The 16,843-nt window shown below is 52.5% G+C and carries 10 protein-coding genes and 1 pseudogene; 9 read left to right on the top strand and 2 right to left on the bottom strand.

Annotated elements, in window-relative coordinates:
* A partial coding sequence (locus E5331_RS20640) for a hypothetical protein (RefSeq protein ID WP_275441107.1) occupies positions 1-213 on the bottom strand: 213 nt, incomplete at its 3' end.
* Positions 214-358: 145 nt separating this feature from the next.
* Between E5331_RS20640 and E5331_RS20635 the strand changes: the two are divergent.
* The 7 genes and pseudogenes from E5331_RS20635 to E5331_RS06250 form a co-directional block, all read left to right on the top strand.
* Positions 359-2,948: pseudogene (locus tag E5331_RS20635) on the top strand (protein O-mannosyl-transferase family); the annotation flags it as partial.
* A gap of 1,443 nt (positions 2,949-4,391) precedes the next feature.
* Positions 4,392-5,021, top strand: a complete 630-nt coding sequence (locus E5331_RS06275) for a polysaccharide deacetylase family protein (protein ID WP_135984261.1) — start codon at positions 4,392-4,394, stop codon at positions 5,019-5,021.
* Complete coding sequence (locus tag E5331_RS06270; RefSeq protein ID WP_123482616.1) at positions 5,014-6,024, top strand: NAD-dependent epimerase/dehydratase family protein; 1,011 nt, start codon at positions 5,014-5,016, stop codon at positions 6,022-6,024. The genes E5331_RS06275 and E5331_RS06270 overlap by 8 nt, the downstream gene beginning before the upstream one ends.
* Positions 6,021-6,929 (top strand): DUF4271 domain-containing protein, encoded by a 909-nt coding sequence (locus tag E5331_RS06265; RefSeq protein WP_123482615.1) that lies wholly within the window; start codon positions 6,021-6,023, stop codon positions 6,927-6,929. Before E5331_RS06270 ends, E5331_RS06265 begins: the two co-directional genes overlap by 4 nt.
* Before the next feature lie 112 nt (positions 6,930-7,041).
* Positions 7,042-7,800 (top strand): uroporphyrinogen-III synthase, encoded by a 759-nt coding sequence (locus E5331_RS06260; RefSeq protein WP_123482621.1) that lies wholly within the window; start codon positions 7,042-7,044, stop codon positions 7,798-7,800.
* A 14-nt stretch (positions 7,801-7,814) separates the two neighbouring features.
* Positions 7,815-10,790, top strand: a complete 2,976-nt coding sequence (locus tag E5331_RS06255; protein WP_123482614.1) for a PEP/pyruvate-binding domain-containing protein — start codon at positions 7,815-7,817, stop codon at positions 10,788-10,790.
* Positions 10,791-10,812: 22 nt separating this feature from the next.
* Positions 10,813-11,490, top strand: a complete 678-nt coding sequence (locus E5331_RS06250; protein WP_123482613.1) for a coiled-coil domain-containing protein — start codon at positions 10,813-10,815, stop codon at positions 11,488-11,490.
* 13 nt (positions 11,491-11,503) lie between these two features.
* Here E5331_RS06250 and E5331_RS06245 read toward each other — a convergent pair whose 3' ends face one another.
* Positions 11,504-12,988, bottom strand: coding sequence for a butyryl-CoA:acetate CoA transferase (locus E5331_RS06245; protein WP_123482612.1), 1,485 nt, complete (start codon positions 12,986-12,988; stop codon positions 11,504-11,506).
* A gap of 67 nt (positions 12,989-13,055) precedes the next feature.
* Between E5331_RS06245 and miaB the strand changes: the two genes are divergently transcribed.
* Entirely contained in the window at positions 13,056-14,423 is a 1,368-nt protein-coding gene (miaB, locus tag E5331_RS06240) for a tRNA (N6-isopentenyl adenosine(37)-C2)-methylthiotransferase MiaB (RefSeq protein ID WP_123482611.1), read from the top strand.
* Positions 14,424-15,190: 767 nt separating this feature from the next.
* Positions 15,191-16,735: a KOW motif-containing protein gene (locus E5331_RS06235; protein WP_123482610.1), complete on the top strand. Its 1,545-nt coding sequence runs from the start codon at positions 15,191-15,193 to the stop codon at positions 16,733-16,735.
* Positions 16,736-16,843 lie beyond the last annotated feature (108 nt).

Below are 16,843 nucleotides of genomic sequence, written 5' to 3'. Positions count from 1 at the left end.
GAGCGGGAGAGTAGGTAATCGCCGCCTTATGGAAGCCGACTGAGCGATCAGCCGGCTTTCTTTTTTGTTGTGGTGGTTGTTGTTATCCCCGGAGGGGATAGCAACCTCTTGGACTTCTTGGACTTCTTGGACCTCTTGGACTTCTTTGTCAATACTGTCATTATTGTCATTATTGACAGTATTGACAATTTGACGATTTGACGGTAATGGCAAATTATCAATTTGAGAATAATTGCGATATTGTGAGGTGGCGTTGATTTTGTTTTTGTTATATTACGGATTTTGACTAATTTTGCAGATTACAGGGCATTTTTTGCCTATATATGCTTTTTTCCCATTCTGAATATCAGTTTACGGAATGATTACAAGAAAATATCAGTTGATCAACAATGTGGGTGGATGGATAGTGTTTGCCATCGCCCTTGCCACCTATTGGCTCACTCTTGAGCCAACTGCCTCGTATTGGGATTGTGGCGAGTTTATTATCCAAGCTGACAAGCTTGAAGTAGGTCATCCACCGGGCAACCCTATATTTATGCTTACTGCCCGGTTTTTCGCAAATTTCGCACCGGATGTGCAGTCGATATCTGTCATGGTGAATGCCATGAGCGGTCTGCTCAGTGCGCTTACAATTCTATTGCTATTCTGGACGATTACTCATCTTGTGCGTAAGCTTGTGGTGAAGGATGGTCAGGATGGTGAGATCTCAATTCAGCAATACGTGGCTATAATGGGGAGCGGTCTTGTCGGCTCGCTTGCATATTGCTGGAGCGACACATTCTGGTTTTCGGCAGTGGAGGGCGAGGTATATGCGTTCTCCTCTTTCTGCACAGCCTTAGTGTTCTGGCTTATCCTGAAATGGGAGAACCGGGCGGATGAGCCTCATTCCGACCGTTATCTCATACTGATAGCCTACGTGATCGGAGTCAGCATCGCTGTCCATCTTCTAAACCTCTTGTGCATCCCCGCCATAGTCTTGGTGTTTGCCTACAAGAAATGGAAGGACATGAACCTTGTGAAATCCTTGCTGACGCTTGCCGTATCGTTTGTGATAGTCTTCCTTGTGCTCTATGGTCTTGTGCCGGGCTTCATAAAGGTGGCACAGCAGTTTGAGCTCCTATTTGTGAATAGTTTCCACATGAGCTACAACAGCGGCGCATTGGTATACGTGGTTGTGACGGCAGCTGTATTTGTATGGGCTATTTATTCATTGGGGATGCAGAAGAGCGGACTGATGATACGCCTCTCTTTCCTCGCTGCCCTTGCGATATCCGGAATATTCTTCTTCGGCAACGGGTTCCTGATCGGATGGATCATCCTTGCAATCGTGGCTGTGCTGATGTTCACGAAATATGGCAACAAACTTCCGGTGCGTGTCATGTCGGTAGCGATGTGGAGCATCGCCGTGATTTTCGTGGGTTATTCAAGCTACGCACTGATTCTTATCCGTTCAAGTGCCGACACCCCGATGAACCAGAACTCTCCCGATAACGTGTTTGATCTCGCTTCATATCTCAACCGTGAGCAGTATGGAGAGAATCCTCTTCTCTATGGTGAGACTCTCTATTCCGCACCGATGAAGAAACTGACGGGTATGTCGCGCGATACGGTTACTTATCGAGAGGATGGAAGTCCCGTCGTGCTCGCCACCCCGTATTATTCGCCGGTAATCGAACCGGGGAAACCTCTTTACGTGAAAGGGGTGAAGGGTATCGATCCTGTATCTGAATACGGTTTTCTCGATGCCGGAGAGATGGCAAGCAACCATGCATTGGCAAGCCGTGGCGGTGATTACTACGTGAAGAAAGACTATAAGCCGGAGGCAAAGATGAATCCTGAGCTCAACATGCTCTTCCCGCGAATCTACAGCCGCCAGCATCGTGATGCATATTCTCAGTGGGTGCGTCTCGACACTATGCCTGACCAGCTCAAGGCTCTCAGTGCCGTCGATCCCGTCACGGGGGAGAAGGTGCAGGAATATGATCTTCAGAAGGAGCCGAGATATAATGAAGTGACAGGCTCATTTGCATATCCTGAGAAATATGCGTTCAAGCCTTCATTCATGCAGAATCTCTCTTATTTCTTCAATTACCAGCTCAACCACATGTATCTCCGATATTTCATGTGGAACTTTGCCGGACGCCAGAACGACATCAACAACCAGCAGGGTGAACTCGATGCCGGCAACTGGATTTCGGGCATACCGTTTATCGACAATCCGCGTCTTGGCGACCAGAGCCTTCTTCCCGATGACCTCGGTAAGGGGAATCAGGGGCATAACGTCTACTTCATGCTCCCGCTGATACTCGGCATTCTTGGATTGATATGGCAGTCGTTTGCCGGGAAACGTGGCATAGAGCAGTTCTGGGTAGTATTCTTCCTCTTCTTTATGACGGGAATAGCGATTGTGCTTTACCTAAATCAGCCGCCCAACCAGCCGCGTGAGCGTGACTATGCCTTCGCCGGATCATTCTATGCATACGCCATCTGGATAGGTATGGGAGTGGCTGCATTGTGGAGAATGATTCTATACGTGATGGATTCCGACCGCAAGAAGCGGCAGGCAGGAGTGGCAAAACTCACGGATGAGGAGGAGATCCAGCCGGAGAATGTGGTGAACGAGCCGGCATCGCTTGCATCTAAATCAAGGATTGCAGCTATGGCAGCCGCCGTCATCGGCATGATCGTGCCGTTGCAGATGGTGAGCCAGACCTGGGATGACCATGACCGTTCCCACAGGTTTGCCGCCCGCGATTATGCAATCAACTATCTCGAGAGCCTTGAACCGAATGCGATAGTATTCTGTAACGGCGATAACGACACGTTCCCGTTATGGTATGCCCAGGAGGTAGAGGGCGTGCGTCCTGACGTGCGCATAATCAACCTGAGCTATCTCAATTCCGACTGGTATGCCAACCAGATGCGCCAGCAGGCGTATGATTCAGCACCGGTGGATTTCACCGCTACTCCGAAGGATTACGCCTACGGACGCTCCGACGTCACTATTCTCGGGCGTGAGAATGCTCCGGCAGATCTCCTCAGCAGTCTTAAGATTGTATATGAGGGTGGCGGACGTGCAGAGACCGGCTATCCCACTATGCCGAGTGGCATAATCAGTATACCTGTGGATAAGGAGGCTGTCGTGAAGCGTGGTCTTGTGGCTCCGTCTGATACAGCCAACATAGTCGACAATATAGTGGTCAATCTCAGAAATACGGAGACTTACCGTGCGAAGGGCTATCTGAGCCTCGGCGAGATACTGATGCTTGACATAGTCGCGACGAATGCCGCCAACGGCTGGAAACGCCCGATATATTGGGTGACTACAGTCGGTTCTGATTATCACGTCGGGTTATCCCCATATATGCGTTCAACAGGCATGGCTCACCAGCTTGTGCCGACGATACAGGAGGGGTTGCCGGCACGTACCGACAGGGCTTACGACGTTGTGACCAAGAAATACCGTTGGGGTGGTGCCGATGCAAAGGATGGCAAGGTGCCTTATTTTGACGAGACAGCCCGCAGGATGCTTCTGACCACGCGCTCATCGATGCTTGACGTGGCTTCCGAGCTAATCTATCAGGGCGATACAAATCCTGATTCAGTGGCTAAGAGGGAAGATTATAAGAAGGCTCTTGAGGTGGCTGATCTTATGGCAAACAATCTGCCGGAGGTGACTGCTCCATACGGGTTGAGCATAGCCTCGACGCTCGGTCAGGTGTATTGCGAGCTTGGCGAGAAGAAACGTCTCGACGATAAGAAACTCACCGACCGAGGACTCGATGTGCTTTGGAAGCTCATGGAGAGATATGCTCCGTATCTTGCCTACAACCGCGAGATGGCTATGAGCTTCGGCAATCCTTCGCTCACAGTGGAGTCACGCCTGGTGCCTTACCAGTTCTATCATTTCGCAAGCATGTATGAGCAATTCGGCGGCGACAGCAAGAAGGTGGATGAACTCGTGAAACACTATGGTCTGACCATGGAGGATCTCGAGAAGAACTACAACCGTCTTTACGGCACCGGGAGCCAGGACTATACTTCGACAGAGGTAAGCGGCGAGCAGCCCAATTCCGCCACTCTTGACTCGTATGCCGAGGAGATTGCCAAGTATTGTGAGATTTCCAACGAGCTTGCCGGTCTCTCACCGGAGGAATATGCCAAACGTTCGGATGATGAGCGTGCGATCGACTCCATGCTCTACACCGCGTTGAAATATTTCCATAGCGTGGGGGGCACCGACGAGATGCTTAAAAAATATGACAACTTCAACCGTCTTGACATGGCACGCACGAAACGTCTAAGCGAGGAATTTGCGAAACGCCATCCGGAAATGGGTCTCTGACGACGGAATATGGTCGGGATAGACCTTTAAACAGGAAAAGAAGGCTATGTTTATAGAACGTCCTCCAAGATGGTTCAGGTGGCTTTTCCCGGGAGCCGTTTTTCGGCTCCCGGGTTCCCCCGGAGGAAAGAAAAGAGTGTTTCTGACGTTTGACGACGGACCCATACCCGAAGCGACACCCTGGGTGCTTGACGTGCTCGACCGTTTCGGAGTCAAGGCCACGTTTTTTATGGTGGGGCAGAATGTGGAGCGTCATCCGGAGTTGCTTGAAGAGGTGAGACGCCGCGGTCATGCCGTGGGCAACCATACTCTCCATCATCTTCAGGGAGCCAGCGCGACCACTATGAGATACATGCGTGATTCTGCCGAGGGGGCTCGTCTGACGGGCTCCACTCTCTTCCGTCCTCCCCATGGTTGGCTTCGTCCACGCCAGCTGAGCGCGTTGAAGAAGCACTATAAGGTGATAATGTATGATCTTGTCACCCGCGACTACAGCCGGCACATGTCGCCGGAAGATGTGGTGGAAAACGTAAAGCGGTTCTGTCGCGATGGCTCGATAATCGTGTTTCACGACTCATTGAAAAGTCTGCCGCGAATAATGACCGCGCTGCCGGAGTCGCTGCAGTGGCTGAAGGATCAGGGTTATGAATTTGAAATTATAAGAAGCGATGGATAAGAAGAAGGTGCTTGTGGTTGGTGCCGGCGGGTTTGCCGGCGGTTTCATCGTAGAGGAGGGGCTGCGTCGTGGCTATGAGGTATGGGCAGGCGTCAGAAGCTCCACATCGCGCAAGTATCTTGCCGATGAGAGAATCAGGTTTGTGGAATTTGATTTCGACGACTATGAGCAGATAAAGAGAATGATGACCACTACTCTTCCCGAAGGGGAGAAGTGGGATTGGATCATATATAATCTCGGCGCAACCAAATGTCTCAGTTTCTCAGATTTCTCCAAAATCAACTACGACTATCTGAGAATATTCACGGAGGCGGTCAAGTCTACGGGAATGATGCCTGAGAAGATGCTCTATATGAGTTCGCTTTCAGTAGTGGGTCCCGGCGATGAGAAGGACTATACCCCCTTCACGGAGAAGATGATCCCGCATCCCAACACGCGTTACGGAGCGTCGAAGCTGAAGGCGGAGATGCAGCTTGCCATGAGCAGCATACCCTACATCATATTCCGTGCCACCGGTATATACGGACCGCGCGACAAGGACTACTTCCTAATGCTGGAATCGGTGAAGAAAGGGTTTGATTTCTCCGTGGGATACAAGCGGCAGGTGCTCACGTTTATCTACGTGGAGGACCTTGCGCGAGCCATCTACGACGCGCTTGAACGCTCAGCGGTAGGGGAGACCTACAATATAGCCGAAGGACGCGACTACACGCAGAAGGAGTTCCGCAAGATAGCCGCCGAAGTGGTGGGGAAATCTGTAGTCATCCCGGTCCGGGTGCCGTTGTGGGGGCTCAGGATAGTGTCGGCAATAGCCGAGAAATGGGGCGTGGCACGCATGAAGCCATCCACATTGAACAGCGACAAATACAATATAATGAAGCAGCGCAACTGGAGGGTGAGCATATCCAAAGCCCGGGAAGGCTTCGGCTTCGATCCCAAGATAGATCTCCATGAGGGGATGCGTCGTGCGGCTGAATGGTATAAGAAGGAGGGTTGGTTATGATGGAAGACGCCGACAGCATCCAATCTGTCAGCATGGCGTCCGACAGCATCATCCCGGCGAAGAGGGTGTCTGCCGTCCATAAGGCTGATACGCTCCGCAACGTCGCCATTGCCGGGGAGCAACCCGACAGCATAGTCGCCGACAGTGTGCCGGCGGAGCATCACTACGGGGTGCTGCTGACGCCGCCGGAAGTGGAGCACGTCGGACAGCGCAACGACATGGCTTGGGATATGTCGTACATCTACGGGGTATTCCTGTTGCTGTTCTGCGTGATAGGGTTGCGCTTCCGCGATAGCCGTAAATACATATCGGTGATGATTCGCAACCTTATCAAGGTGCGTATCCGCAGCAATGTGTTTGACGAGACAGTGCGCGAGACGAGTTTCCTTGTCCTGCTCAACCTGATGTGCAGCTGCTCCATGGGAGTGCTGCTCTATGGTGCGATAGAGATGATGGTGTCACGCGTGCCCGAATACTTTAGCTTGGGTCTGAGTGCCCTGACCGAGCACAAGGCAGCGTCTGTGGGTATCTGCATGGGGGTCGGGGTGGTGTATTCCTGCTTCATGGCTACCGCCTATTATCTTGTCGGGACCGTTTTTTCCGACCGCCGTCACGCCGAGATCTGGCTCAAGGGATTCACCGCCGCGCAAGGGCTGCTCGGCTTCATATATTTCCCGCTTGCACTGATGCTGCTGTGCTGGCCTCAGTGGCTTGAAATATTCCTATGGGTGGGACTTGCATCGTTCGTATTATCGAAAATTGTATTCATCTGGAAAGGATTTCGGATTTTTTTCACTCAATTTTCCTCATGGCTCCTTTTTTTGTATTACCTTTGCAGTCTGGAAATAGTTCCTTTGATTCTTACCTACTTAGCAGCAATATGGCTTTGCGGATTTTTGCATTAGGCAAAAGCCACAAAACAGCCGTAAAAGACCGGAAAAAACGGTGGCAACGGTGATGATGTGGTCATTGCAGGATGCGAATCCGTCATATAGGAGATGCTAAAATAATAAGATGATGAAAATAAAAAAAATTTTAGTTTCACAACCACAGCCGACTTCCGAGAAGTCGCCTTATTTTGACATAGCAAAACGTCATGACGTAGAGATCATCTTCCGTCCCATGATAAAGGTGGAGGGGCTCTCGGCGAAGGAATTCCGGCAGTTTAAGATTAATCTTGCGGATTACACCGCAGTGATATTCACGTCACGCACGGCAGTCGACCATTATTTCCGTCTGTGTGAGGAATGCCGATTCAACGTGCCCGACACGATGCGCTATTTCTGCACGTCGGAGCAGATCGCGCTTTATTTGCAGAAGTACATCGTGTATCGCAAGCGTAAGATCTCGTTCGGCATCACCGGGAAGCTTGACGACAGTCAGTTTGTGCAGGCCATACTGAAGAACAGCAAGGAGAAATTCCTTTTCCCGATCTCCGACGTTCAGACCGACACTCTCCCCGTGATAGCTGACAATAAGATCAACTACACGCCTGCCGTCATGTACCGCACGGTGAGCAACGACTTCACTCCCGACGAGCCGTTTGATTACGACCTGCTGATTTTCTTTAGCCCTGCCGGCATAGAGTCGTTGATGAAGAATTTCCCCGATTTCGGCAAAGACGGGAAACAGCCGGTATGTATCGGCGCGTTCGGTCCGTCCACATCAAAAGCCGTGAAGGATGCCGGGCTGCGTCTTGACATAGAGGCACCCACAAAGGAGACTCCGTCGATGACTGCCGCTCTCGATGAATTCCTGACTAAAAACGAAGGATAACCCAAAAACGAACAATGGTCAACGTAAACGACTCGTTGCTGTCGCGCCTTTACCTGAAGGACACGGCATTCCAGCAACTCATGCAGAAGCGCATCTTCAACGTGCTCCTGATCGCCACTCCATACGATGCTTTCATGATGGAGGAGGACGGACGCGTGGAGGAACAGGTATATTTTGAATACGTGTCGCTCAACCTCTCGTCGCCACCGCGTTTCGAGAAGGCCGCAAATTATGCCGAGGCGTATGAGGCTCTGGCGCGTAAGAGCTTCGACCTGATAATCGCCATGCCGGGTGTCGACGTGAGCGAGACGTTTCGTGAGGCGCGTAAGATCGATGGCATGTATCCCGAGATACCGTTCGTCGTGCTCACCCCCTTCTCGAAGGAGGTGAGACGGCGGATTGCAAACGAGGATCTTGCCGGAGTGGACTACGTGTTCTCATGGCTTGGAAACGTTGACCTTATCCTTGCGATAATAAAGCTGATAGAAGACCGCATGAATGCGGAGAACGATATTCTGGAGGTGGGCGTGCAGGCTATAATCCTCATTGAGGATTCCATACGGTTTTATTCCTCAGTGCTGCCGCATCTCTTCAAATATCTTCTCAAGCAGTCGATGGAGTTCTCCACAGAGGCACTCAACGACCACGAACGGATGCTGCGAATGAGAGGGCGTCCGAAAGTGCTTTTTGCTCGTGATTATGAGGAGGCGATGGCTCTCTACGACAAGTATGGCGATCATATACTCGGCGTGATATCCGACGTGCGTTTCCCCGTGGCGGGGGAGAAGGATCCGGATGCCGGAATCCGTTTCGCCGACCATGTGAGGGAGAAATGCCCCTACATGCCTATAATTATCGAGAGCCAGGAGAGCGAGAACAAGGAGAAGGCGGAAAGCCGGGGGTACGTGTTCCTCGACAAGAATTCCAAGACTCTCCCGCAGGATCTCCGGAATGCCGTAGGCAGGCATTTCGGTTTCGGCGATTTCATAGTGACCGATCCATCTACCGGCATGGAGATAATGAGGATACGCGATCTGAAAGGGTTGCAGACCAACGTCTTCAACATACCGTCAGATTCGCTCTTCTATCATTGCAGCAGCAACGACGTGTCACGCTGGCTATATTCAAGAGCCCTGTTCCCCATCGCGGAGGTGGTCAAGACCTACCGTTTCACCAAGATGGAGGAGGCGCCCGTGGTGAGAAAGCTCCTGTTTGAGTGTATCGTGAAATACCGCCGGATGAAGAACCGTGGTGTCGTGGCGATATTCCGTAAGGACCGCTTTGACTTCTACAGCAACTTCGCACGTATCGGCGAAGGATCATTGGGGGGCAAGGGGCGTGGACTGGCGTTTATCGACCAGATAATAAAGCGCAATCCGGTGTGTGACGATTTCCAGGGAGTGGAGATCAAGATCCCGCGCACCGTGGTGCTCTGCACCGACATGTTCGACCAGTTTATGGAGATGAACAATCTTTATCCCGTGGCATTGTCAAGCCGTCCGGACGATGAGATCCTGCGTCATTTCCTTCATGCGCGTCTGCCTGAGAGCCTGATAGGGGATTTCCTTGCCCTGTTTGACGTGATCGACAAGCCGATAGCCGTCAGAAGTTCCTCGCTGCTTGAGGATTCACATTATCAGCCCTTCGCCGGAATCTACTCCACCTACATGATCCCGCATCTCGACGATAAGAAGGTGCGTCTGCGTATGCTGTGTGACGCGGTGAAGAGCGTCTATGCCTCGGTATTCTTTGCCGACTCCAAGGCATATATGAACGCCACGAGCAACGTCATCGATCAGGAGAAGATGGCGATAATCCTTCAGGAGGTGGTGGGTGACATGCACGGAGAATACTATTATCCCAGTTTCTCGGGCGTGGGGCGTTCGCTCAACTATTATCCCATCAATGAAGAGGTGGCTGAGGATGGAGTGGTGGAGGTTGCCGCCGGTTTGGGTAAATATATTGTTGACGGAGGACTCTCCCTACGGTTCTCGCCGAAGCATCCCGACCATGTGCTACAGACGTCAACCGTTGACCTTGCCTTGCGCGACACGCAGACCAAGCTCTACGCACTGTCGCAGGATACTCCGGAAAGCATGGATTTCAAGACTGACGACGGTTTCAACATCGTTAAGGTGCCGGTGGCTGATGCCTTCAAGACCGGGGCGTTGAAATATCTTATCTCCACCTTCGATTTCCAGGACCGCATGATACGCGATTCCGCCTTCGGCAACGGCAGAAGGCTCGTCACGTTTGCCAACGTGTTGCGCCAGAAGGTATATCCTCTCGCTGATGCCGTAGATTTCATGCTCTCCACAGGGCAGTATGAGATGGGGCGTCCCGTGGAGATAGAGTTTGCCGGCGTGATCAATCCGGATGCCATGAAGAGTGAGCATAAGGGCACGCTATATTGGCTACAGATCCGCCCGATTGTCGACAAGAAGGAGATGCTCGACGATTCAATCCTCGACGTCGATGACAACGATCTGATTCTGCGTTCGGAATCAGCCCTCGGTCATGGCGTGATGGAGGGTGTGCGCCACGTGGTCTATGTGAAGCCGAAGTCGTTCAACAGTATGCGCAATCCCGAGGTGGCGAAGGAGATAGAGCAGATAAATAAGGATTTCATAGACCGCAACGAGCCCTACATACTGATAGGTCCGGGACGATGGGGATCATCCGACCCGGCATTGGGTGTGCCGGTGCGTTGGCCGCAGATAGCCGGTGCGCGTCTGATAGTGGAGTCGGCTCTGCCGGGCTACCATATCGAACCGTCGCAAGGCACTCATTTCTTCCAGAACCTGACATCGTTCGGCGTAGGATACTTTACGGTGGATCCCGTGCATAAGAAAGGATTCTACGATGATACTTATCTTGACTCAATGCCTGCCGTATATGAGAGCGACACTGTGAGGATCGTAAGGTTTGAGAATCCTCTCGTCATAGCCATCAACGGACGGAAGGGACGCGGCATAGTCCGCAAGGCGTGAGCCCGCGGGATGAGCATGTGGCATGGAGAGACTGTATGCACAGCGTGGGGCGTGGTCGGTGTGGAGGATTCTGCGTCATCCGAAGATCGCGTGTGGTATAATTGATGAATCAGTTATGATGATGGAGAATCTTGACAAAAATCTTCTTATTGCTAATAAAGACCTTGATGAGCATCGCATACTCTGCCTGAAACTGACGGCGGAGCGCGATGCCCTTGCCGCTACACTTAAAGAGAGGGATGATGAACTTCTGAAAGTGCGCGATGATCTGGAGAGAATCACGATGGAGCTGGAGGATGCACGTGATGAACTGCTGACCCACAGGAGCGTGGATGCCAAACTTGCGGAATTCAACCAGCAGCTTGTCAAGGTGGAGGAGATGAAGCGTAAATATGAGAGGCGCATATCATTTCTGGAGCGTATGCTGCGTCATGCCGATATGTCGATCGACGTGGAGGAGGATGAGCTGGCGATAGAGAAGGATAGCCGTCAGGTGGTGCGTCCGAAAGTGACCATCGACATGACCTCCAATGCCCCTGCGCCTGAGGAGGAGAGCAAGGAAGCTTCCGATAAGAGAAAGAATAAGGCGGAGGAGCTGCGGCGCATATTTCAGGAGAAACGTGCGCCGGGTCTTCCCGATACGTTCCCTAATCCGAAATCCACCGACGATTGGCTTCTTGACCTGCCCGAAGGTCTGTGACTTTGGGATATGATCAGCAGAATTTAGTCAGACGCATGTCGCCGAGTTCCTGGAATGTACGGTGTAGGGCGAAGGCTGCCTCAAGATTATGATGGAAATGACCCCGGCGGGCTATCTTCAGATAGTCGCGCAGGATAGGGCGGTAGTCGGGATGCACACAGTTCTCGATGATGGTGCGTGCCCGCTCCATGGGTGCCTTGTTGCGCAGGTCGGCTACACCCTGCTCCGTCACGATGACGCGCACACTGTGGTCGGTATGGTCAACATGAGTCACCATCGGCACGATTGCCGACAGTGCGCCACCCTTCTGTATCGATGGGCAGAGGAAGATGGAGAGATAGGCATTGCGGCAGAAATCGCCTGAACCGCCTATGCCGTTCATCATGTAGGTGCCGTTGACGTGGGTAGAGTTGACGTTACCGTAGATGTCACATTCCAGCGCAGTGTTCATGGCTATCAGTCCCAGGCGTCTCACGATCTCCGGATGATTCGAAATCTCGCCCGGACGCATCAGCAGCTTGTCGCGGTAGAAATTGATGTTATCCATGAAATGAAGCATCGTCTCGTCGGAAAACGCCAGTGCGCATGTCGAGGCAAAACTGCATTTACCGTTCTCCATAAGGTCGGTCACGGCATCCTGCACCACCTCCGTAAACATCTCGAATCTTGGTATGTCGTCGTTCTCATTAAGACCGTATAGGGCAGCGTTAGCCACGTTGCCCACTCCGCTCTGTATCGGCAGGAACTCCTTCGGTATTCTTCCGGCACGCATCTCTGCGGCAAGGAAGGCTGCCACGTTTCGCCCTATGGCACGTGTGGTGTCGTTAAGCTGGGTGAATGATTTCACACTCTCCGACTCGTTGGATGGCACTACGCCGATTATCTTCTTGGGGTCGATCTGGAGCACGGTCGAGCCTATGCGGTCCGACGGCTTGTAGATCGGTATCTCACGGCGATGAGGGGGGTCGAGGGGCACGTAGTTGTCGTGGAATCCGCGGAAGGAGGTACGGTAGTATGAGCAATATTCAATGATAACCTTCTTCGCAAGCTGCACGATGGTGGGGGTCATGCCGAGTCCGGCGCCGAGAATCACCTCGCCCGACGGATTCATCTCCGTAACCTCGACGATGGCGACGTCAATGTCGCCGATAAATCCATAGCGGATGTCCTGGCTCATGTGGCTAAGGTGTGGGTCATAGAAATCAATATCACCCCTGTTGAGGCTCTCGCGTGTCACCTTAGTGCCCTGATAGGGTGCACGCTTCCCGATGGCATTGGCTGTGGTAAGCTCGCCGTCTACAAACTCATTCGTCGATGCGCCTGTGTAGAGGTTGATTTTGAAGGGCTCTCCTTTCGCATGAAAGCTGCGGGCTCTCTCCGCGATGGCCTTCGGTACAAGTTTGGGTGTTCCCGAAGCAGTGAATCCGGAAAGTGCGACATTGTCGCCGTTATTTACGTAGGAAGCCGCTTCTTCTGCTGAAATAAATGGAATACTCATTTGTAACCTTAGGATTTAAATAGTAAATTTGTACAAAATTACTGATATTATTCCATTCAATACTAATATGGAACCATTTTTTTTGCCCGAAAACCGGGAAAATTGCACTTTTTCTAAAAAAGTGCGCATAGAAACCTACGGATGCCAGATGAACGTGGCTGATTCGGAAGTGGTCGCCGCCATGATGGAAATGGCGGGATATGCCACTACTGACGACGATCGCGAGGCTGCCGCCGTGCTGCTCAACACCTGCTCCATACGTGAAAATGCGGAACAGAAGATATATTCCCGTCTCGCATACTGGAACGCCCTGCGCCGTAAGCTCGGGCGCAATATTATAATAGGAGTGATCGGATGTATGGCGGAGCGTCTGAAGCATCGTCTCATCGATGAATATGGTGTCGATATCGTGGCGGGTCCGGATGCCTACCTCGATCTCCCCAATCTCATCGCCGCTGCCGAGACCGGAGAGAAAGCCATAAATATCGATCTCTCCACTACGGAGACCTACCGCGACGTGATGCCGCGTCGTCTCGGGTCTGCAAAGATAGGGGGATTCATCTCCATCATGCGCGGATGCAACAATTTCTGCTCCTATTGTATCGTGCCATATACCCGTGGACGCGAACGCAGCCGGGAGCCGCAGAGCATACTCCGCGAACTTGCCGACCTTCGTGCGAAGGGATTCAAGGAGGTTACGCTTCTCGGTCAGAACGTCGACAGTTATAATTATAAGGATGAGCACGGCGTGGAGACACGTTTCCCGGCATTGCTGGAGATGGTGGCTAAGGCTGCTCCGGAGATGCGCGTGCGTTTCACCACATCCCACCCCAAGGATATGTGCGACGCCACGATAGAGACCATGGCGCGTTATCCCAATATTGCCCGACATATCCATCTGCCGGTGCAGAGCGGTAGCAACGACGTGTTGAAACTGATGAACCGTAAATACACTCGCGAATGGTATCTTGACCGCGTGGCGGCGATACGTCGCGTGATGCCCGATGCCGGTATATCCACCGATCTCTTCACCGGATTCCACAACGAGACGGAGGAGGATTTCCAGCAGACGCTGAGCCTTATGAGAGAGGTGGGGTTTGATTCCGCCTTCATGTTCAAATACTCCGAACGACCCGGTACGTTCGCGTCGAAGCATCTCCCCGACAACGTGCCGGAGGAAGTCAAGATCGAACGTCTCAACCGTATGATAGCATTGCAGAACGAGCTGTCGGAAGAGAGCAACCGTCGCGACGTGGGGAAAGAGATGGAAGTGCTTGTGGAGGGACGCTCAAAACGCAGTGCCGACGAGCATTTCGGTCGCACATCACAGAACAAGGTCGTGGTGTTCTCGAAAGGCGATACCTATCCCGGACAATTTGTGAAAGTGCGTATCCTCGACGCCAGCAGCGCGACGCTGAGAGGAGAGCTGGTATAAGCCCCCAGCCCCCTAAAAGTATAGGCTCCCCGAAAGTATAGGCTCCAGCCCCCTAAAAGTATAGGCCCCCCAGCCCCCTAAAGGGGGAGATAAAGAGCCGGCATATATGTGTTGGCTGGAGTTCAGTGCCAGAGCCCATGGGTTTGGGGTGCCGTATAAGCAAAATTCCCCGGTATCTTTTCGCAAGATACCGGGGAATTTTTTTTATAATGGGAACTAAAAAAATGTTTGCCATTTTTGCCCGTCTCTAATTTAGAGTGGGGCAACGTGGATTACATTGTTGATATTTAGATAAATATATTTCTAGGAACCTAAAAATGGCAAACAAATGGGGCAAAATGGTCAACAAAATGCACCATGCTGGTCAACACAATCTATGCGATAATATTATTCTGATATTTAATTGGGATTATCGGTAAAGGTCCAATGATGCAAGTTATTTACCTTAATCTAATAGTTATATAAATTATTAATTTTTAGAATATTATCAAAATATTATATTATTATGACCATATCATAAATTTATTAAAAAAAGAGAAATTTAATCGTTCTGAATTTGTATAATTCATGCGCGTTTATTAATTTTGCAAGCAGAAGCCCCACTCTAAATTAGAGAAGGACTCTTTACACTACGGGATTGCCTAAGAATCAAGCTCTTGCCAAAATCCCCACGACATAACACCCGATTTTTCCTCCCGACACCCACAGGTAGTCAGGGGGAAAATAAGTGTACCCTCAAAACCCGAAGTGGGTTATAGTGCTTTTCGATGCCGAAACTTCTATCATACATAGATTTACAAAATTCCGCGCTACCGAAAAATACGTCACGTGCCACCCTCGACAAGATCAGCCAGTTCACCAACTCACTGCGCGACTACTGCCACGGTGAGGACATCGACATGAGACTCGCACAGACCACCCCCTTCGTCATCGGCTACGGCACCGCACTCACCGACGGGACAGTCCGTAGCTACAGCCCGACCGTCTCCAACGAGTGCGTCGAACGCCTGCGGAGCACCCTCCGCCGCGCAATGCGCATGAGGCTCATACCCAACTACGACCCCATACCCGATGCACTCATCCGGCTCCGCGAAGAGGTCTGGCATCTCGACATGAAGGCAGAGACCCCGATACCCATCGAACTGAACACACAGGAAGAAACCTGCGAACTGGCACGCCGTCTGACATGGCTCTTCGCCAACCGAGGCATCACCCGGCAGCCCGACGATCCCGCCGCACAGCGCCGGCTCCGCGAAAGCATCACCGAGGCACGCGCCGCCCTCATAGTCCTCTTCGGACTCTTCTTCTACGGCCTCGACGTCGAAGCCATCATCCGCCTCAAAACCACAGAATTTTCAGCTCCCTCAGAAATTTTCGTGCCGAAGTACGGCAGAAGCCTCCCGGTCCCGGCAGTCGCCCTCTCCCTCGCCCGAATGCACAACGAAGGCAAGATCTGCACCGCCGGCAACCACCTCTTCAGCGTGGTCAGCGACACCGACACCGACGAGCAGATTGCAGCCAAGGCACAGCGCATCACGGCACGTGCCCGCAAATGGCTCCTCCGTGAAGGCTTCGGACTCGGCAACCACTCGACCCTCCTCGGCGAATGGCTCACCGTGGCAGCCGCCACCGGAGCACCCGCCGACGACATCGAGTCGGCACTCACTTATGCCGCCGAAGACCGTCTCTCCCAACTACCCACCGAGACACTCCTCCGGCTCAACAACCCCGACAAGAGCATCTCCGGATTCCTCGAACAGAACTGGTACGTACTCTGCAGCTACTCCACCACCTTCCGTGGCGACCGACTCCGCCGTCACATAGCCGCCTCCGGCATCTTCGGCACCGAGACCGACGCCATGCGCCGACTCTACGACCCGACTGACCTTGACGACGACCGCCGACACGAATCCTCCGCCGTGAGCCGCTTCATCTTCTTCCGAGGCAACCCCATGGAAGCCATGCTCGTCGACAGCCTGCGTCGCGACGCCTCCGTACTCCGCGTCAGCCGCACCCGTCGCTTCGCCATCGTGCCCCAGCACGAACTCGAACTCTTCCAGGTCGCCCTCCGCGACTTCCGCGACGACGTGGACCTCGTCGACCGCGAGGAATGGATCCTCGCCCATTGCAAAGAGTTCGCCAAATCCCAGAAAGTGATCATCCACACCGGACCCTTCAAAGGCCGCGAAGCCACCATCGTCGACATCAAGACAAAACAGGGCACCGAACCCGTCTACCTCCTCAGCTTCGCCCACACCACCTTCACCATCGTAGCTACCGCGACCGCCCTCGCCTTGGACGTAGCCCCCTAAAGGGGGAGCTACAGCGCCCTACCTCCTCCCATCCTACTAAAAGAGGAGCGAAACCGGGAGCGTAAGCTTCCCTGCTTGCGCAAATCCACCGGCATGACCGCTTGGAGG

The organism is Lepagella muris (assembly GCF_004793975.1).
Classification (GTDB): Bacteria; Bacteroidota; Bacteroidia; order Bacteroidales; family Muribaculaceae; genus Lepagella; species Lepagella muris.
The sequence above is the reverse complement of the archived record's forward strand: the minus strand, read 5'-3'. Positions and strand labels throughout refer to the sequence as shown.